The sequence below is a fragment of the Aeromonas sp. 604176 genome, assembly GCF_049170755.1.
Taxonomy (GTDB): domain Bacteria; phylum Pseudomonadota; class Gammaproteobacteria; order Enterobacterales; family Aeromonadaceae; genus Aeromonas; species Aeromonas veronii_A.
In genome coordinates, this window is record NZ_JAAKNE010000092.1 from 1 (window position 1) to 18,405 (window position 18,405).

Consider the following 18,405-nt stretch of genomic DNA (forward strand, 5'->3'; position numbering starts at 1 on the left):
CTCCTGCCGGCACGTACAGAAGCCCCCTGGCTCCAATCTTGCCGACCATGTTTACGCAACCATACCAGAACGGTGGAACGGCCCTGAATGCCATAACGCACCTGAGCCTGTTTGTAGGTGAGCTCGCCTTTTTCAATCTGCTCGACTAGTGCCAATTTAAAAGTCAGCGAGTAATCGCGCTGTGTCCGTTTCACACCTTGTCCCATCGGGTTCTCCATTTATTGGGGGGAAAGGTGTAAACCATATTCAGGACGGGACAGAAGAGACAAAAAAGCCGCCGGATTGCTCCGGCGGCTTTCTATTTTGTGCGAGTTGCCAGTCTGTGGCTGCGTCAGCTCTTCTGGATATCCAGCCGGATGGCGCCGACCGGTGTGCAGCAGCAGGGGAGGCACTCCCCCTGGGCGACAAATGCCAGCGGCACATTGGGGTAGTGCACCTTGCCAGCCATCAGCGGAGTGCGGCAGGCGCCGCAATAGCCGCTGCGACACTGGAACTCCACATGATGACCATGGCGCTCCAGGGTCTCCAACACGCTTTCGCCGGGATGGGCGTGCAGCACGGCACCATCCCGGGTATGTACCCGTGGAGCCACGACCGCCTGCTGTTCGGCAGCAGCGTGCGGGGCAGGGGTCAGCGTGTTGGTGGCGTCACTCACAGCTCGAAATCACCCAGGTCATCGGCATTGACTTCGCTGTCGATCTGACCCACCAGATAGGAGCTGACCTCCACCTCTTGCGGGGCGACCTGCACGTTATCGGACGACAGCCAGGTGTTGATCCAGGGGATCGGGTTTTGCTTGGTGCCGGCAAAGGCTGGCTGCAGGCCGACCGCGGCCATCCGCAGGTTTGTGATGTACTCGACATACTGGCAGAGGATGTCTTTGTTCAGGCCGATCATGGAGCCGCCCTGGAACAGGTACTCGGCCCACTCTTTCTCTTGAATGGCGGCCTCTTTGAACAGGTCGAAACAGGCTTGCTCGCACTCCAGCGCGATCTCGGCCATCTCCGGGTCGTCCTGACCGCTGCGCATCAGGTTCAGCATGTGCTGGGTGCCGGTGAGATGCAGCGCTTCGTCGCGGGCGATCATCTTGATGATCTTGGCGTTGCCTTCCATCAGTTCACGCTCGGCGAAGGCAAAGGAGCAGGCGAAGCTGACGTAGAAGCGGATTGCTTCCAGCGCGTTGACGCTCATCAGGCAGAGATAGAGCTTCTTCTTGAGCTCGCGCAAGGTGATGGTCACCTCGCGGCCAGCGACGGTGTGGGTACCTTCACCATGCAGGTTGTAGAGCGCGGTCGCTTCGATCAGGTCGTCGTAGAAATGGCTGATGGAGCCGGCGCGCTTCAAGATCTGCTCGTTGGTCACGATGTCGTCGAACACCTGGGCGGGGGTGTTGACGATATTGCGGATGATGTGGGTGTAGGAGCGAGAGTGGATGGTCTCGGAGAAGGCCCAAGTCTCAATCCAGGTTTCCAGCTCCGGAATGGATACCAGCGGCAGCAGGGCCACGTTGGGGCTGCGCCCCTGAATGGAGTCCAGCAGGGTCTGGTACTTCAGGTTGGAGATGAAGATGTGCTGCTCGTGGGGGGGCAGGGCCTGATAGTCGATGCGATCACGGGAGACATCCACCTCTTCCGGGCGCCAGAAGAAGGAGAGTTGCTTTTCGATCAGCCGCTCGAACACTTCGTGCTTTTGCTGGTCATAACGGGCTACGTTGACCGATTGGCCAAAAAACATCGGCTCTTTGAGCTGGTCGTTTTGGGTTTGGCAGAAAGTTGAATAGGCCATGGTTACCAGAATGTCTGTATGGAGAAAACAGGAGAGCGGGAGCTTGTCGCTCCCGCCCGGTTATCAGATCTTGCCGTGACTTAGATTTTGCAAGCCCCGCCAGCACAACCGTCATCTTGCAGGTCGGTCTGGGTGTCGTCTGCACCATCACGGGTGTTGTGATAGTAGAGGGTCTTGAGGCCGTATTTGTAGGCGGTCAGCAAGTCCTTCAGCAGCTGCTTCATCGGCACCTTGTTGCCTTCGAAACGGGCCGGATCGTAGTTGGTGTTGGCGGAGATCGCCTGATCCACAAACTTCTGCATGATACCGACCAGCTGCAGGTAGCCGTCAACGCTCGGTTGCTTCCAGAGCAGTTCGTATTGATCTTTCAGGCGATCATACTCGGGCACTACCTGTTTGAGAATGCCGTCTTTGGACGCCTTGACCGAGACCAAACCGCGCGGCGGCTCGATACCGTTGGTGGCGTTGGAAATCTGGCTGGAGGTCTCGCTCGGCATCAGGGCGGTCAGGGTGGAGTTGCGCAGACCCACGGATTTGATCTCTTCGCGCAGGCTTTCCCAATCCAGATGCAGCGGCTCGTTGCACAGCGCATCCAGATCCTTCTTGTAGGTGTCGATCGGCAGAATGCCCTGGGCATAGGTGGTCTCGCCAAACAGCGGGCAGGGGCCGAACTCGCGGGCCAGCTGCACGGAGGCTTTCAGCAGGTAGTACTGGATCGCCTCGAAGGTGCGGTGAGTCAGGGCCAGACCTGAGCCGTCAGAGTAGCGGGCACCGTTCTTGGCAAGGTAGTAGGCGTAGTTGATGACGCCGATCCCCAGAGTACGACGACCCATGCTGCCCTTCTTGGCGGCGGCAATCGGGTAGTCCTGATAGTCGAGCAGGGCATCGAGGGCGCGTACGGCCAGATCGGCCATCTCTTCCAGATCTTCCAGCTTCTCGATGGCACCCAGGTTGAAGGCGGAGAGGGTGCACAGGGCGATCTCGCCGTTCTCGTCGTCGATGTTGTTGAGCGGCTTGGTCGGCAGCGCAATCTCGAGGCAGAGGTTGGACTGGCGCACTGGCGCCACGCTCGGATCAAACGGGCTGTGGGTGTTGCAGTGATCGACGTTCTGGATATAGATGCGACCGGTACCGGCACGCTCCTGCATCATCAGGGAGAAGAGATCGACTGCCTTGAGGGTCTTCTTGCGAATGGCCGGATCCTGCTCGTACTTGACGTAGAGCTCTTCGAACTTGTCCTGATCCGCGAAGAACGCATCGTACAGACCCGGCGCATCGGACGGGGAGAACAGTGTGATGTCACCGCCCTTGATGAGGCGCTGGTACATCAGCTTGTTGATCTGCACGCCGTAGTCCATGTGACGGACACGGTTCTCTTCCACGCCGCGGTTGTTCTTCAAAACCAGCAGGCTTTCCACTTCGGTGTGCCACAGTGGGTAGAACAGGGTGGCCGCACCGCCGCGCACGCCGCCCTGGGAGCAGCACTTCACGGCAGTCTGGAAGTATTTGTAGAAGGGGATGCAACCGGTGTGGAACGCCTCGCCGCCACGGATTGGGCTGCCCAGACCGCGGATGCGACCAGCGTTGATGCCGATACCGGCGCGCTGGGAGACGTAACGCACGATGGAGCTGGCGGTGGCGTTGATGGAGTCCAGGCTGTCGTCGCACTCGATCAGTACGCAGGAGCTGAACTGACGGGTCGGGGTGCGCACGCCGCTCATGATCGGGGTCGGCAGGGAGATCTTGAAGGTAGAGACCGCATCATAGAAGCGCTTGATGTAGTCCAGACGGGTATCTTTCGGGTACTTGGAGAAGAGGCAGGCCGCTACCAGGATGTAGAGGAACTGCGGGCTCTCGTAGATCTCGCCGGTGACACGGTTTTGTACCAGATACTTGCCTTCCAGCTGCTTGACCGCCGCGTAGGAGAAGTTCATGTCGCGCCAGTGATCCATGTGCGCGTTCAGCTCTTCGAATTCAGCCTGGGTGTAGTCTTCCAGCAGGTGTTTGTCGTACTTGCCCATGTCCACCAGACGAGCCACGTGCTGGTAGAGGTGGGGCGGTTCGAACTGGCCGTAGGCCTTCTTGCGCAGGTGGAAGATGGCCAGACGGGCGGCCATGTACTGGTAGTCCGGGGTCTGCTCGGAGATGAGGTCAGCCGTCGCCTTGATGATGGTTTCGTGAATGTCTGCGGTACGGATACCGTCATAGAACTGGATGTGGGACTTGAGTTCCACCTGAGAGACCGACACGTTGTCCAGACCCTCGGCGGCCCAGTCCAGCACGCGGTGAATTTTATCCAGATCGATGGGTTCTTTGTGTCCGTTACGCTTCGTCACAAACAAGTTCATTGGCTGATGACCTTTAGTTGATTCCCGAAAAACCATCGCACAATGACACCACCCTTGCCCGGCGATGTGCAGGTATTGGGTAGAGATTGTGCGATGAATCACAAGATGTAGTGTTATTTTAAGTTCGAGCTACAAGATAGTGAGGTCAGCCCGCCATTGCAATGTGTGGATAAGTGACGAGCTGTGGATAAATTGTGAGTCTTGCCACCTCAGTTAGTGACCGCTCACAGTGAGCGGGTTTTCATTCGTCCGCTCCGCTAAATGCAAGTCTCCCGATCGAAGATGGAAAATTTAAATAACTTTTTTTGCTTGCGGAACAGGGTGCTTTTTACTAGCAAACGGCGGCTGATTATCCCTTATGCAATAAGGGTCAAAAGCTGTCCAGTTGTTCTAGCCGCGGGCTCAGCGTGGCAAGGGCTTTGCATCAGACGATGGGGTGTTGTGGCCGCTTTGTGACGGCTATGAGCTTGTCAAATGGGTATCCAACAGGCGGTAAGTTGCCTTTATTATCCATCAATAGAGGAGTGACGGTGGCGCAGGACGCGGGAGCGTAAAGGAAGAGATTCAGGGGGCGGAGAGTCTCTCCACCCCGTTATCACATGTCAGCCGGTAAGGCTGCCGTTACACCTTGGCCGTCAACTCATAGCGCAGCCAGTGGTGCAGGGCTTGCACGGTATCAAACTGCAGATCAGCGCCCCACTGGGCGGGGTCTTCCTCATCATTGAGATACCCCCAACCAGCGACGGCGGTGCGCATGCCAGCATTGCGGCCCGCTTCGATATCCCGCACATGATCCCCCACATAGAGGCAGTGAGCCGCCTCGACCCCCAGCTTCTCACAGGCAAAGAACATGGGGGCGGGGTCGGGCTTGCGTACTGGCAGGGTATCGGCACTGACGGTGACGCCGCAGCTGGCAAGCTGTGGCAGGGCTGCCAGCAGTGGCTCGGTGAGAAAGCCCGGCTTGTTGGTGACGATGCCCCAGGGGAGCTGTTTCTCGTCGAGCCACTCGATAAGATCCACCATTCCCTCATAGGGACGGGTACCGACGCAGAGATTGGCCGCGTAGTAGTCGAGCAGGGCATTGCGCAGGCGGGTGGCCCCCAGCTCTTCAAGCAGTTCATCGCCGAGGCCCGCTTTCAGCAGCCCGAGCGCTCCGTGGGAGGTGGTCTGACGAATGATGTCGTCAGAGAGCGGTGCAAAGCCTTCGCTGATCAGTACATGGTTGACGGCGGCTCCCAGATCCGGGGCTGTGTCGAGCAGGGTGCCGTCCAGATCGAACAGCACACCGCGCAGGGGAAGAGGGCGAGAGGCGCTCATCAGCCGTGCTCCGGGCGGACAAACTCCACCATATAGTTGACGTCGACATTCTTGCCGAGCTTGAACTGGTTGGTGAGGGGGGCGTAGTGGACGCCGCTCATGTCGCGCACCAACAGGCCCGCGGCTTCACCCATGCGACACAGTTCGGCCGGGGTGATGAATTTTTTGTGATCGTGGGTACCCTTGGGCACCATCTTCATCAGGTATTCGGCCCCGATGATCATCATCAGATAGGATTTGGGGTTGCGGTTGATGGTGGAGACGAACACCCGTCCGCCCGGGCGCACCAGGGTAGCGATGGCGCGCAGCACGGAGGCGGGGTCCGGCACATGCTCCAGCATCTCCATGCAGGTGACCACGTCATACTGGCCCGGCACTTCGGCGGCATGGGCTTCGGCAGTGATCTGGCGGTACTCGAGCTCGACACCCTGCTCCAGAGCGTGGAGGCGGGCGACGCCGAGGGGCTCCTTGCCCATGTCGATGCCGGTGACCCTGGCACCACGGCGGGCCATGCTCTCGGAGAGAATACCGCCACCACATCCGATATCGAGAATGCGCTTGCCAAACAGACCGCCACTTTTGTCGGTGATCCAGTCAAGGCGTACCGGATTGATTTGATGCAGGGGTTTGAATTCACCTTCCATGTCCCACCAGCGGGAGGCGATGGCTTCAAACTTGGCGATTTCTGTCAGATCGACATTGGCATCACTGTTCATTTTTCGAAGATCCTGTGGCAGGGCGCCCGCTTCTGAGTCATGGGCGCAATCTATTGTCCTGGCGGGCATTATAACGGACGGACTTTGTCACACCAGCCCGATCTGATACCCGATTTGTGGCTTAAGGTATTTGGCTCAGTGTGTTACCATGTCGCGCTGTTTAAGCCAAAGAACAACTAATTAGGGATAAGGCTTTCTATGAGCGATCTGGCCAGAGAGATCACGCCGGTCAACATCGAAGAAGAGCTCAAGAGTTCCTATCTTGATTACGCCATGAGCGTGATCGTAGGACGAGCTCTGCCGGATGTGCGTGATGGCTTGAAACCGGTTCACCGCCGCGTTCTGTTTGCTATGAACGAGTTGGGGAACGACTGGAACAAGCCCTATAAAAAATCGGCCCGTGTGGTCGGTGACGTAATCGGTAAATATCACCCGCACGGCGATAGCGCTGTGTATGACACCATTGTCCGGATGGCGCAGGATTTCTCCATGCGTTACATGCTGGTCGATGGTCAGGGCAACTTCGGTTCAGTCGACGGCGACAGCGCCGCGGCGATGCGTTATACCGAAGTGCGGATGGCCCGCATCTCCCACGAGCTGCTGGCTGATCTGGACAAAGAGACCGTGGACTGGGTGCCGAACTATGACGGCACCGAGATGATCCCGGCGGTCATGCCTACCAAGGTTCCCAACCTGCTGGTCAACGGCTCCTCCGGTATTGCGGTGGGCATGGCGACCAACATTCCGCCTCACAACCTCACCGAGATTGTCAATGGCTGCCTGGCGCTGATCGAAAACGGCGACCTCACCATTGACGAGCTGATGACCTACATCACCGGCCCGGATTTCCCCACCGGCGGCATTATCAACGGTCGTTCCGGCATCGTGCAGGCGTACCGTACCGGTCGTGGCTCCATCTATGTGCGGGCCAAAGCTGAAGTTGAAGTGGACGAGAAGACCAGTCGCGAGACCATCATCGTTCACGAGATCCCCTATCAGGTGAACAAGGCTCGACTGATCGAGAAGATCGCCGAGCTGGTCAAAGAGAAGAAGATCGAGGGCATCAGTGCCCTGCGCGATGAGTCTGACAAAGACGGCATGCGCATCGTTATCGAGATCAAGCGCGGCGAGTCCGGCGAGATTGTGCTGAACAATCTCTACAAGCACACCCAGATGCAGACCACGTTCGGCATCAACATGGTGGCGCTCGATAACAACCAGCCCAAGGTGATGAACCTTAAAGAGATCCTGGATGCGTTCCTGCTGCACCGCCGTGAAGTGGTGACTCGCCGGACCGTGTTCGAACTGCGCAAGGCGCGGGATCGGGCGCACATTTTGGAAGGTCTGGCGGTTGCGCTGGCCAACATCGATCCCATCATCGAGCTGATCCGTCACAGCGCGACCCCGGCCGACGCGAAAGCGGGCTTGGTTGCCAAGGGCTGGGAACTCGGCAACGTGGCCGCCATGCTGGAAAAAGCGGGCGACGACGCGGCACGGCCCGAGTGGCTGGAGCCCGAGTTCGGTATCCGTGAAGGTCAATACTTCCTGACCGAACAACAAGCCCAGGCCATCCTTGACCTGCGTCTGCACAAGCTGACCGGCCTTGAGCACGAGAAGATCCTGGAAGAGTACCAATCTCTGCTGGACCTGATCGCCGAGCTGCTGCACATCCTGGCGAGCCCGGCTCGTCTGATGGAAGTGATCCGCGATGAACTGCTGGCCGTGCGCGAGCAGTATGGCGACGAGCGTCGCACCGAGATCAGCATGTCCAGTGCCGAGATCAACATCGAAGATCTGATCACCCCGGAAGATGTGGTGGTTACCCTGTCTCACCAGGGTTATGTGAAGTATCAGCCGCTCTCCGACTACGAGGCCCAGCGCCGCGGTGGTCGTGGCAAGTCGGCCACCCGGATCAAGGAAGAGGACTTTGTGGAGCGTCTGCTGGTGGCCAACACCCACGACACCATTTTGTGCTTCTCCACCCGTGGCAAGGTCTACTGGCTCAAGGTTTACCAGCTGCCGGAAGCATCCCGTGGCGCCCGTGGTCGTCCGATCATCAACCTGCTGCCGCTGGAAGAGGGTGAGCGTATCACCGCTATCCTGCCGGTGAAGGAATATGACGCCGAGAAGTATGTCTTCTTCGCCACCGCCAACGGTACCGTGAAGAAGACCAGCCTCTCTGACTTCAGCCGTCCGCTCTCCTCCGGTATCCGCGCCATCAACCTCAAAGAGGGCGATGAGCTGATCGGGGTGGATATCACCGACGGCAGCAACGAGATCATGCTCTTCTCCGACGCGGGCAAAGTCGTTCGCTTCGCCGAAGGCAGCGGTCGCGCCGATGCGGATGCCAGCGATGAGGTCGAAACCGACGATGATGCTGGCAACGACGATGATGGCAGCGACAACGGCGAAGGCACCGAAAGCAAGGGCACCTTCAAGGGCGTGCGTCCGATGGGTCGTACCGCCGCCGGTGTCCGTGGCATCAAGCTGGGCGCCGGTGACAAGGTGGTTTCCCTCATCGTTCCGCGCGGCGAAGGTGCCATCCTCACCGCCACCGAGAACGGTTACGGCAAGCGGACTGCGTTGGCCGAATACCCGACCAAGAGCCGTGGTACCCAGGGCGTTATCTCCATCAAGGTGGATGAGCGCAACGGCAAGGTGATCGATGCGATCCAGGTCGAAGATACCGACCAGATCATGCTGATCACCAACGGCGGCACCCTGGTGCGTACCCGTGTTGCCGAGGTGAGCGTCATTGGCCGTAACACCGGCGGTGTCCGTCTGATCCGTACCGGTGAAGACGAGACCGTGGTTGGCCTGCAGCGCATCGCCGAGAGCGACGAAGACGAGAACGACGCACTGGCTGTTGACGGTGAGGTATCTGAAGGTACCGATACCGCGACCGGCACTGATGCGGTCGATGCAGGGGAAGCGGGCGACGAGTAATCGTCATCAGTTACCCGAGCAACGTCTCTGAGCAAAAAGAGCGACCCTGGTGGCCGCTCTTTTTATTTGTCTGCTTTTTATGACTCTCCGCTGATCTTACGGCTGGATCACTCCTGCAGCCACATTTTGGCGCTGCGGGCGGGAATGGCGACCCGTACCCACTGGCTCTGCACGTTGACCACGGCGTCTTGGTCGAGCACGTCACGATAGTTGCGATACCAGTTCATCTCGAATTTGGCGGTATCGAGCCAGTACTCCTGCTCATAGTCGCACTTGTTGAGGCCGACCAGCCCCTGTTTGCCCCGTTTGAACAGCACGAAGCAGTCACCGCTGCCGATCAGCTGCATCGGTTGACCCTGCACCGCATTGTGGAAGCGGATCATCCCCTTGAGATCGGAGCGCTGGTAGTAATCCTGCCAGCGCAGTCCATCCTTGGCCTGGGTCTCGCCGTGATCCGAATAGACCAGTGGCGAGCCACCATCGCGGCCGAGCAGATAGGCATAGGCCAGCTTCTCGTCAGTCTGGCTTAAGATCTGATAGCGGAAGCCGTCGTTGGTGGGGATGTCGTGGGTCACGGCAAAGGTGACGGCGCGGCTACCCGGCAGCGCCTGACCATAAGCTCCCGGATCTGCCAGCAGGTTCATGCTGCCGCCATACCCTAGCGCCCCGCGCAGGGAGGCAAACAGCGGAAAGTCATAGGCACCCTGGCAGCTGCTGTCGAGGTAGGGTTTGAGGAAGCGCTCGTAATCGGCGCTGCCTGCGCCCCCTGTGGTGATCACCTCGCCAAACACATGCATCCCCTGTTTGATCTCGGGGGTGAACACGGCATTGATCTGGTAATCGCTCATGTGTTTGACCGCATCGACCCGAAAGCCCTTGATCCCCATCCCCTTGAGCGCCTTGAGATAGGCCTGTTGCTGGCTGACTACCCAGTTGTTGGGATCCAGATCCGGCAGCCCCTTGTCACCGGCACCGCCACAGAGACGCCAATACTGGACATGACCCGGATCGCTCCAGTCACTGATGCACCCTTCGGGATGAAAATCCTGACCGGAGAGGAAGTTTTGCCCCAGATCGCCAAACAGTTTCTGGCGCTCGAAATAGGCCGGGTTGCTGGCGTAGCTTTGCAGCAGCTCGTTGCCGGGATAGTTGAGGTCCTGGCGTTTCCAGCTTTCGTTGGCCATGTGGTTGAGCACCACATCGGCATAGACGGCGATGCCCCGCGCCTTCATGGCGGCGATCAGCTGCTCGAGATCCTGTTTATTGCCAAGGGGTGAGTCGACAAGGCGCAGATCCTGCGGCTGGTAACGGGCCCACCATTCGTTGCCTGATGACTTGAGAGGCGGCGAGATGAGTACCTGTTTGTAGCCGGCCGACTTGATAAGGTCGGCTTTGGCGGTCACTTCACTGTACTTCCAGTTGAAGGCGTGCAGTATGACGTCGGCGTGCGCCAAGGGGGCGATCAGCATGCCTGCGATCGCCCATATTCCCGCTGTGTGTTTCATTATTGTGTCCCTGTTTTTATAGATGCCTGAATGGGCAACCCAGCTTTGGTGGGAACAGAGTGAGCTGCAATCCACAACCTGCAGATTTGTGACCGCTTTCAGAGTGATTTCGCCGAATATGTGAACTGTTTCGGCTTTTCCTCGCCACCGCCAGTTGCCTTTTTACAACTGATTTTTTTGTCATTTCCCTGTCATTCCCAGCCGCTATCCTGCCGGGCGAGTGGTGCGTTGTTGCTATCACCTTCACCGTCAGGAGCTGCATATGACCAGTTGGATCACGTGGGAAATTTGGTGGAGCCGGGTATGGGGCGAATCAGAGGTGCCGCAGTATGAAGAGGATGAGCACGAAGTGGCCCATGAACCCTCGCGACTGCCGGTTGAAATGGTGCAGCAGGGTCGGGATCAGCGCGCAGGCTAAGGCGTTAGCCCTCTCTTTACCGGGTAGCGCTTTCTTGTCGCGACATGGCTACTTCGTTGGAAAATTCTGAAAAGCGGGGTTTCCACAGGATGTGTTGCGGCAGGCCTTCCTCTCAACCTCTTGGCAGGCAAGGGTTGTGCATCTGATGTATGCAGGGCGTAAAAGGGGGGATTAGAAGAGCGACAGCTGCTCCCCGGGGCGGATAAACCCATCCAGCCTGAGCTGAATATGGCGTCTGCCCAGATCAAGGCGCTTGCTGATAAGGCGAAAGCGCTGGGCCAGCAGATCGGCAAAGTGCCCCTCGCCGCGCATGCGGGTGCCGAAGGCGGTACTGTTGAGCCCGCCACCGCGGCTGGCTCGCAACTGATTCAAAATAGCCTCCTTCTGGCCCGGATAGTGGGTATCGAGCCAGTCCCCAAATAGCGGCGCCAGCTCGTGGGGCAGGCGCAGCAGGATGTAATCGGCGCAGCTGGCGCCTGCCTCGGCGGCCGATTTGATGATCTGCTCCAGCTCCGGTTCATTGAGCCGCGGGATCATGGGGGCGGCCAGTACCCCCACCTGCACGCCAGCGTTGGCCAGCTTCTCGATCACTTTCAAGCGGCCGGCACCCGTGCTGGCGCGGGGCTCCAACTGTCGCCGCAGGGTTTCGTTCAAGGTCGTCACCGACACCATCACCTGACACAGTCCCTCTCTGGCCAGCTCGGTCAACAGATCGAGGTCGCGCAAGATCATGGCGCTCTTGGTAATGAGTCCGACCGGGTGGCGGTGTGCCAGCATCACTTCCAACAACTGGCGGGTGAGGCGATAGCGCTGCTCGATGGGTTGATAGGGGTCGGTATTGGCGCCAATGAAGATGGTTTGTGGCTGATAGGCAGGTTTGGCAAACTCCCGGTGCAGCAGGTCGGCTGCATTGCGTTTGGCAAACAGCTTGCTCTCGAAATCGAGGCCAGGGGAGAGCTCCAGATAGGCGTGACTGGGTCTGGCATAGCAGTAGATGCAGCCGTGTTCGCACCCCTGATAGGGGTTGATGGAGCGACCAAAGGGGACATCCGGCGAGCTGTTGTAGCTGATGATGCTGCGTGCATCGATCTCTCGCACCTCGGTGCCAGGGACAGAAGGAGTAAAGGCGGCATCCCAATCTGATGGTTGCCAGCCGTCATCGACCGCTTCGACAAGGGGGCCGCTAAAACGGTGATCGATATTGTGGGGACTGCCTCGTCCTGCCATGGTGTGCACCGACACTGTTCATACATACAGTTATTTTGCAGGTGCTCCGGATAAATGACAACAACTGCTGGTCGACCGGGTGCAAAAAGGGTTTTCGTGGGGATCTCTAGCTTGATCGCGGCGCTACATTTCGTTTACATAGACAAAATGAGAACTGGATCACGGAAATCATCATGAGACCCACCACTTCCCGCTGGCTGTTTATCGGTCTGCTTGCCCTTGTTATCTGGCGTCTGCTTCCGCTCTCCACCGAGCAGGAGATGGCTGCCGCCAACCGTGCCTGGCGTACCGGTCACTTCGATGAGGCGACCCGGATCTGGTCGCCACTGGCCGATCAAGGCCAACCTCGGGCGCAAGCCCTGATGGGCTGGAGTCATGAGGTGGGGCAGGGGAGCGAGCAGGATATCCATCAGGCCATCAGCCTCTATCGCCAGTCGGCGCAGGCAGGGGATCCCTTCGGCCAATATCGGCTGGCAGAGCTCTATCTGCGCGGTGTTGGGGTCAAGCGAGATCTGCGCCAAGCCTTTCACTGGATGGATCAGGCTGCCCGCAATGGTGATGTCCCGGCCATGCTGAAAGTCGGCGTCCTTCATCTGATGGGGGTCAGCGGCAGGGTCGATCTGCCTCAGGCGAAGCAGTGGCTCTATCAGGCGGCACAAAAGGGCAACAAGCTGGCGCTTCAGGTGCTGCAAGAGCTGGCGCTGGCCGAGGAGGGGAGCAGTGACTTTGACTTCAACTGGCAATCCCTGCTTGGTGAATAGTCGGCAGGCGACTCATTTGACTGTAGAAAATATCTGCAAATCCGATACAGCACGCCCGACTTCTGGTAGCATGGGGGCCGTTTTGGCTTGGTTTGTCATGTTAGACATGCTGTTTGCGTGTCAGGCCGTCTTCGCAAAGTGCTGTGGAGAACCAGAACATCACCTTTTTGAATCTCTTTTCCATCCCGCATGTGACCTTTGGTAGGGGTCACCACTGTATAAGGAAACACATAATGCCAATCATTACTCTGCCTGACGGCAGCCAACGTCAATTTGCCCACTCTGTTTCCGTCATGGATGTGGCTGCGGACATCGGTCCCGGTCTCGCCAAGGCGTGCATTGCCGGTCGGGTAAACGGTGAACTGGTGGATGCGTGCGAGCTGATCGAAGCCGATGCAGCGCTGGCCATCATCACTGCCAAAGACGAAGAAGGTCTGGACATCCTGCGCCACTCCTGCGCCCACTTGTTGGGTCATGCTATCAAGCAACTTTGGCCCCAGACCAAGATGGCCATCGGTCCTGTCATCGACAACGGCTTCTACTATGACGTTGATCTTGACCGTACCTTGACCGATGAAGATCTGGCTGCCCTGGAAGAGCGCATGCTGGCGCTGGTAGCCAAGGATTACGACGTCATCAAGAAGAAAGTCTCTTGGCAAGAAGCGCGCGATGTATTCGAGGCGCGCGGCGAGTCTTACAAAGTCGAAATCCTGGATCAGAACATTGCCCGTGATGACCAGCCAGGTCTCTATCATCACGAAGAGTACATCGACATGTGTCGCGGCCCGCACGTGCCCAACATGCGTCACTGCCACCACTTCAAGTTGCTGAAGATGTCCGGCGCCTACTGGCGTGGCGACTCCAACAACAAGATGCTGCAGCGTATCTACGGTACCGCCTGGGCTGACAAGAAGCAACTCAAGGCCTATCTGCAGCGTCTGGAAGAGGCCGCCAAGCGCGACCACCGCAAGATCGGCAAGCAGCTCGACCTGTATCACATGCAGGAAGAAGCACCCGGTATGGTGTTCTGGCACAACGATGGCTGGACCATCTTCCGTGAGCTGGAAACCTTTATCCGCGGCAAGCTCAAAGAGTACGACTATCAGGAAGTGAAAGGTCCGTTCATGATGGACCGCGTCCTGTGGGAGCGTTCAGGTCACTGGGAGAAGTATGCCCAGGCCATGTTCACCACCCAGTCCGAAAACCGCGAGTACGCCATCAAGCCGATGAACTGCCCGGGTCACGTCCAGATTTTCAACCAGGGTCTGAAGTCCTACCGCGATCTGCCGCTGCGTATGGCCGAGTTTGGTTCCTGCCACCGCAACGAGCCGTCCGGTTCCCTGCACGGTCTGATGCGGGTGCGCGGTTTCACTCAGGATGACGCTCACATCTTCTGTACCGAAGAGCAGATCATGGAAGAGGTCTCCGGCTGTATTCGTATGGTCTATGACGTCTACGGTACCTTTGGCTTCGAGAACATCGTGGTCAAGCTCTCTACTCGTCCCGAGCAGCGTATCGGCTCTGACGAGATGTGGGATCGCGCCGAGAAAGCGCTGGCCGAAGCGCTGGAGCTCAACGGTCTGAAGTACGATTTGCAGCCGGGTGAAGGGGCGTTCTACGGTCCAAAAATTGAATTTACCCTGCACGATTGCCTTGATCGTGCGTGGCAATGTGGTACCGTGCAGCTCGACTTTGCCCTGCCTGGTCGTCTGGGTGCCACTTATGTGGGCGAAAACAACGATCGCCATGTACCTGTGATGATCCACCGGGCCATCTTGGGTTCTATCGAGCGCTTCATCGGTATTCTGACTGAAGAGTACGCCGGTCTGTTCCCGACCTGGTTGGCTCCGACTCAGGCTGTGGTCATGAATATCACGGACAATCAGGCCGATTATGCGGTGAAAGTAGCCAAAGCATTGAATGATGCGGGCCTTCGCGCAAAAGCGGACTTGAGAAATGAGAAGATTGGCTTTAAAATCCGCGAGCATACTTTGAAGCGAGTACCTTTCATGCTGGTCTGCGGCGATAAAGAAGTTGAAGCCGGTAAGATTGCAGTACGGACTCGTAAAGGGGCTGACCTGGGCACTTATCCTGTTGAAGAGTTCATCGCTCTGCTGACCCAGGAAGTTCAGACCCGCGGACAAAAGAAAGTGGAGGAATAAGCTATAAAAGGCGGAAAAAAACTGGGCAAGCAACCGCAAGCCCGCGCTCACCGGATCAATGAAGAGATCCGTCTGAAAGAAGTTCGTTTGGCTGGTCTGGATGGCGAAGCTCTTGGCATCGTATCTATCCAGGAAGCACTGAACTTGGCCGCAGAGGCCGAAGTGGATCTGGTCGAGATCAGTCCGAACGCCGAGCCGCCCGTTTGCCGGATCATGGATTACGGCAAATTCCTCTACGAAAAGAGCAAAACCACCAAAGAACAGAAGAAAAAGCAGAAAGTCGTCCAGGTCAAGGAGATCAAATTCCGTCCTGGCACTGACGAAGGCGACTATCAGGTAAAACTACGCAACCTGGTTCGCTTTCTGGAAGACGGGGACAAGGCTAAGGTCACCCTGCGCTTCCGTGGTCGTGAAATGGCACACCAGGATCTTGGTATCAAGGTTCTTGAGCGCGTCAAGAACGATCTGGAAGAGTTAGCCGTAGTCGAATCGTTCCCGAAAGTCGAAGGCCGTCAAGCTGTGATGGTCCTCGCACCTAAGAAGAAATCTTAAGGCCCACAAGAAATTGACTCATGGGGCTCGCTCCATGAGTCGGTTCGCCTTGCGATTTTGTTGTCACTCACAATGCGGAGTATGAAATGCCGAAGATGAAAACCAACCGGGGCGCCGCAAAGCGCTTCAAGAAGACTGGCTCAGGTCGCTTCAAGTGCAAGCACAACCACCTGCGTCACATCCTGACCAAGAAGAGCAGTAAGCGTAAGCGTCAGCTGGGACCGAAGTTTTTTGTTTCCGCTGCCGACCACAAACGTGTTGTCGCTTGTCTGCCGTACGCATAAGGGGGGATGTGAAAAATGCCAAGAGTTAAACGTGGTGTGACTGCTCGTGCTCGTCACAAGAAAGTAATGAAAGCCGCCAAGGGTTACTACGGCGCCCGTTCCCGTGTTTACCGCGTAGCGGTACAAGCGGTAACCAAAGCTGGTCAGTATGCCTACCGTGACCGTCGCCAGAAAAAGCGTCAATTCCGTCAGCTGTGGATTGCGCGTATCAACGCTGCTGCCCGTCAGAACGGTCTGTCCTACAGCCGTCTGATCAACGGTCTGAAGAAGGCTTCTATCGAGATCGATCGCAAGATCCTGTCCGATATCGCCGTTCACGACAAGCTGGCTTTCACCGCCCTGGTTGAAAAAGCTAAAGCAGCTCTGGTCTAATTCCAGCACTGTTATCAAAAATAAAGGAGGCTTAGGCCTCCTTTTTTGTATCTGTTGTCCCGTCCTGAATATGGTTTACACCTTTCCCCCCAATACATGGAGAACCCGATGGGACAAGGTGTGAAACGAACACAGCGCGATTACTCACTGACTTTTAAACTGGCACTGGTCGAGCAGATTGAAAAAGGCGAGCTCACCTACAAACAGGCTCAGGTGCGTTATGGCATTCAGGGCCGCTCCACTGTTCTGGTATGGTTGCGTAAACATGGTCGGCAAGATTGGAGCCAGGGGGCTTCTGTGCGCGCCGGCAGGAGCATCACCATGCCTGACCACGACAACCAGACGCCCGAACAGCGCATCAAGGAACTTGAGCAACAGCTGGCGCTGATGAGTCAGAAGGCCCAGTTCTTTGAGGCCGTCGTCGATGTACTGAAGAATGACTACGGCGTCTCCATCGTAAAAAAGCGACCCGGCAAGTCCTCTCGCAGCGGCAAGTCGAGAGGCTGACCATTGTCAGGGCTTGCCTGTTTCTGGGGATAAGCCGGCAGGCTTACTACAAGCGCAATCGGGTCGCCGATGAGCGCCATGCACAGGGATTGCAGGTGGTGCGTTTTGTGCGTCAGGTTCGACTGCGACAACCTCGGATGGGCACTCGCAAGCTGCATTATCTGCTGCAGGGTCAGGATGATGGCGGGCTCAAGGTCGGGCGTGACAGGCTGTTTCGGATATTGGCCGAGCACCGCCTGCTGGTGCCACCCAGACGGGCTTATCACAAGACCACCCACAGTTTTCACCGTTTCTACCGTCATCCCAACTTGCTCAAGGCGGGGCCAGAGCAGGTCACACCGGTGGCCCCGGAGCAGGTCTGGGTCGCAGATATCACCTATCTGCCAGCCAGGAGCGGACCGCTGTACCTGAGCCTGGTGACGGATGCGTACTCACGCAAGATAGTGGGCCATCACGTGCACGAAGGGATGCACGCCGAATCGGTGGCGATGGCGTTCAAGAAAGCACTGAAGCAACGACGTGGCGGCGGGGCGCTAATCCATCACTCAGACCGCGGCGTGCAGTATTGCTCGGGGCTGTATCAGTCATTGCATGAACGGTACGGGGTGAAATGCTCGATGACGGATGGGTATGACTGTTACCAGAATGCGTTGGCGGAGCGGGTGAACGGGATTTTGAAAGGAGAGTTGTTGTTGCAAAGCCCGCAGGATTTGACGCAAGCGCGGGAAATGGTGCGTGAAGCTGTGAATATTTACAACATGGAGCGGCCGCATCATGCGTTGAAATACAGAACCCCCGATGCGGTACATAGAGGGTTCTGAGTAGAAAAATGCTAGTTGAAAATGTGTAAACCTATTTCAGGACTAGACATGTCATTCACGGTTTTACATCACGTTTTTCTTTCTCCCGTCCACGTTTTGTCCACTGTTTTACACGCGCTACAGTTTTCTCCATACAAAGTGACATGTGGGAGATCACTAGTTCTATAAATGGATTGTATGCCAACAAACCATGTCTTTATTCTACTATTTAAAGAGTGACGGTAAATCGATGAGACTCGCTTGATATAACAAAATGATTTGTAGGGAGAAAAGCCCACCTTAACTATGGTCAGCGAAGGGGCTTTTTTTGTATTATTCCCCTCTTGACCTTATTTAGCCTAAAGGCTCCTGTATCGGGAGTGGTGACGAGGAAGACATGCAACAGCTTGAAGAAGTAGTCGGCCAGGCCAGAGCCGAAATTGAGGGCGTGAGCGATATCGCGACCCTCGACGAAATCCGGGTCAAATATCTGGGTAAAAAGGGCTTTTTTACCGAGCAGATGAAGGGCCTGGGTGCCTTGTCTGCCGAAGAGCGTCCCGCCGCGGGCGCCGTGATCAACCAGGCAAAACAGCAGGTTCAGGATGCGCTGAACGAGCGTCGTGAAGCGCTCGAAGTCGCCGTGCTGAACCAGAAGCTGGCCGCCGAGACCATCGATGTCAGCCTGCCGGGCCGCCGCATCGAGAA

At 57.2% G+C, this 18,405-nt stretch carries 15 protein-coding genes and 2 pseudogenes; 9 read left to right on the forward strand and 8 right to left on the reverse strand.

The features are described from left to right. From G5358_RS15385 to ubiG, 6 genes and pseudogenes are all read right to left on the reverse strand, one after another. Window positions 1–206, reverse strand: a pseudogene (locus G5358_RS15385) (IS3 family transposase); the annotation flags it as partial. Window positions 207–331: 125 nt separating this feature from the next. Further along, window positions 332–655: a class I ribonucleotide reductase maintenance protein YfaE gene (yfaE, locus tag G5358_RS15390; RefSeq protein WP_421249835.1), complete on the reverse strand. Its 324-nt coding sequence runs from the start codon at window positions 653–655 to the stop codon at window positions 332–334. Beyond that, window positions 652–1,785: a class Ia ribonucleoside-diphosphate reductase subunit beta gene (gene nrdB / locus G5358_RS15395; RefSeq protein ID WP_216953550.1), complete on the reverse strand. Its 1,134-nt coding sequence runs from the start codon at window positions 1,783–1,785 to the stop codon at window positions 652–654. The genes yfaE and nrdB overlap by 4 nt, the downstream gene beginning before the upstream one ends. 80 nt (window positions 1,786–1,865) lie before the next feature. Continuing rightward, window positions 1,866–4,133 (reverse strand): class 1a ribonucleoside-diphosphate reductase subunit alpha, encoded by a 2,268-nt coding sequence (nrdA, locus tag G5358_RS15400; protein WP_323908400.1) that lies wholly within the window; start codon window positions 4,131–4,133, stop codon window positions 1,866–1,868. Between the two features lie 621 nt (window positions 4,134–4,754). Continuing rightward, window positions 4,755–5,450 carry an HAD family hydrolase gene (locus G5358_RS15405; RefSeq protein ID WP_113739506.1) on the reverse strand — a complete coding sequence of 232 codons (696 nt, stop codon included), beginning with the start codon at window positions 5,448–5,450 and terminating at the stop codon, window positions 4,755–4,757. Beyond that, the gene (ubiG, locus tag G5358_RS15410; RefSeq protein ID WP_042053701.1) at window positions 5,450–6,166 is read right to left on the reverse strand and encodes a bifunctional 2-polyprenyl-6-hydroxyphenol methylase/3-demethylubiquinol 3-O-methyltransferase UbiG; all 717 of its coding nucleotides are present in this window, start codon (window positions 6,164–6,166) and stop codon (window positions 5,450–5,452) included. The genes G5358_RS15405 and ubiG overlap by 1 nt, the downstream gene beginning before the upstream one ends. A 198-nt stretch (window positions 6,167–6,364) precedes the next feature. Here ubiG and gyrA point away from each other — a divergent pair, with 198 nt between their 5' ends. Next, entirely contained in the window at window positions 6,365–9,112 is a 2,748-nt protein-coding gene (gene gyrA / locus G5358_RS15415; RefSeq protein ID WP_216953553.1) for a DNA topoisomerase (ATP-hydrolyzing) subunit A, read from the forward strand. Between the two features lie 107 nt (window positions 9,113–9,219). Here gyrA and G5358_RS15420 read toward each other — a convergent pair whose 3' ends face one another. Beyond that, window positions 9,220–10,617 carry an alpha-amylase family protein gene (locus tag G5358_RS15420; RefSeq protein WP_254204264.1) on the reverse strand — a complete coding sequence of 466 codons (1,398 nt, stop codon included), beginning with the start codon at window positions 10,615–10,617 and terminating at the stop codon, window positions 9,220–9,222. A 262-nt stretch (window positions 10,618–10,879) separates the two neighbouring features. Here G5358_RS15420 and G5358_RS15425 point away from each other — a divergent pair, with 262 nt between their 5' ends. Next, window positions 10,880–11,035, forward strand: a complete 156-nt coding sequence (locus G5358_RS15425; protein WP_005336695.1) for a hypothetical protein — start codon at window positions 10,880–10,882, stop codon at window positions 11,033–11,035. 171 nt (window positions 11,036–11,206) lie between these two features. Here G5358_RS15425 and G5358_RS15430 read toward each other — a convergent pair whose 3' ends face one another. Then, window positions 11,207–12,262: a PA0069 family radical SAM protein gene (locus G5358_RS15430; protein ID WP_323912451.1), complete on the reverse strand. Its 1,056-nt coding sequence runs from the start codon at window positions 12,260–12,262 to the stop codon at window positions 11,207–11,209. Between the two features lie 173 nt (window positions 12,263–12,435). On the opposite strand from G5358_RS15430, the gene G5358_RS15435 reads away from it, so the two are divergent. The 7 genes and pseudogenes from G5358_RS15435 to G5358_RS15465 form a co-directional block, all read left to right on the forward strand. After that, on the forward strand, window positions 12,436–13,023 hold the full coding sequence (locus tag G5358_RS15435) for a tetratricopeptide repeat protein (protein WP_184233683.1): 588 nt from the start codon (window positions 12,436–12,438) through the stop codon (window positions 13,021–13,023). Between the two features lie 233 nt (window positions 13,024–13,256). After that, window positions 13,257–15,185, forward strand: coding sequence for a threonine--tRNA ligase (thrS, locus tag G5358_RS15440; protein ID WP_005336690.1), 1,929 nt, complete (start codon window positions 13,257–13,259; stop codon window positions 15,183–15,185). Window positions 15,186–15,206: 21 nt separating this feature from the next. Further along, entirely contained in the window at window positions 15,207–15,737 is a 531-nt protein-coding gene (infC, locus tag G5358_RS15445; RefSeq protein WP_234923365.1) for a translation initiation factor IF-3, read from the forward strand. Between the two features lie 86 nt (window positions 15,738–15,823). Further along, a complete protein-coding gene (rpmI, locus tag G5358_RS15450) occupies window positions 15,824–16,021 on the forward strand; it encodes a 50S ribosomal protein L35 (RefSeq protein WP_005300673.1) in 198 nt (65 codons plus the stop codon). A 15-nt stretch (window positions 16,022–16,036) separates the two neighbouring features. After that, window positions 16,037–16,393, forward strand: coding sequence for a 50S ribosomal protein L20 (gene rplT / locus G5358_RS15455; RefSeq protein WP_005300683.1), 357 nt, complete (start codon window positions 16,037–16,039; stop codon window positions 16,391–16,393). Between the two features lie 108 nt (window positions 16,394–16,501). Then, window positions 16,502–17,721 (forward strand): IS3 family transposase gene (locus G5358_RS15460; RefSeq protein WP_421324402.1). Its coding sequence is split into 2 segments (ribosomal slippage): window positions 16,502–16,850 and window positions 16,850–17,721, totalling 1,221 coding nucleotides; the frame shifts between segments, so codons are not numbered across the junction. 376 nt (window positions 17,722–18,097) lie between these two features. Next, window positions 18,098–18,405 (forward strand): annotated as a pseudogene (locus G5358_RS15465) (phenylalanine--tRNA ligase subunit alpha); the annotation flags it as partial.

What these genes read in the sequence shown, in the direction of transcription:
- thrS (WP_005336690.1), top strand. Translation starts at nt 13,257, where the DNA reads ATGCCAATCATTACTCTGCCTGACGGCAGCCAACGTCAATTTGCCCAC.
- G5358_RS15435 (WP_184233683.1), top strand. Translation starts at nt 12,436, where the DNA reads ATGAGACCCACCACTTCCCGCTGGCTGTTTATCGGTCTGCTTGCCCTT.
- nrdB (WP_216953550.1), bottom strand. Translation starts at nt 1,785, where the DNA reads ATGGCCTATTCAACTTTCTGCCAAACCCAAAACGACCAGCTCAAAGAG.
- nrdA (WP_323908400.1), bottom strand. Translation starts at nt 4,133, where the DNA reads ATGAACTTGTTTGTGACGAAGCGTAACGGACACAAAGAACCCATCGAT.
- gyrA (WP_216953553.1), top strand. Translation starts at nt 6,365, where the DNA reads ATGAGCGATCTGGCCAGAGAGATCACGCCGGTCAACATCGAAGAAGAG.
- G5358_RS15420 (WP_254204264.1), bottom strand. Translation starts at nt 10,617, where the DNA reads ATGAAACACACAGCGGGAATATGGGCGATCGCAGGCATGCTGATCGCC.
- rplT (WP_005300683.1), top strand. Translation starts at nt 16,037, where the DNA reads ATGCCAAGAGTTAAACGTGGTGTGACTGCTCGTGCTCGTCACAAGAAA.
- G5358_RS15425 (WP_005336695.1), top strand. Translation starts at nt 10,880, where the DNA reads ATGACCAGTTGGATCACGTGGGAAATTTGGTGGAGCCGGGTATGGGGC.
- ubiG (WP_042053701.1), bottom strand. Translation starts at nt 6,166, where the DNA reads ATGAACAGTGATGCCAATGTCGATCTGACAGAAATCGCCAAGTTTGAA.
- rpmI (WP_005300673.1), top strand. Translation starts at nt 15,824, where the DNA reads ATGCCGAAGATGAAAACCAACCGGGGCGCCGCAAAGCGCTTCAAGAAG.
- G5358_RS15405 (WP_113739506.1), bottom strand. Translation starts at nt 5,450, where the DNA reads ATGAGCGCCTCTCGCCCTCTTCCCCTGCGCGGTGTGCTGTTCGATCTG.
- G5358_RS15430 (WP_323912451.1), bottom strand. Translation starts at nt 12,262, where the DNA reads ATGGCAGGACGAGGCAGTCCCCACAATATCGATCACCGTTTTAGCGGC.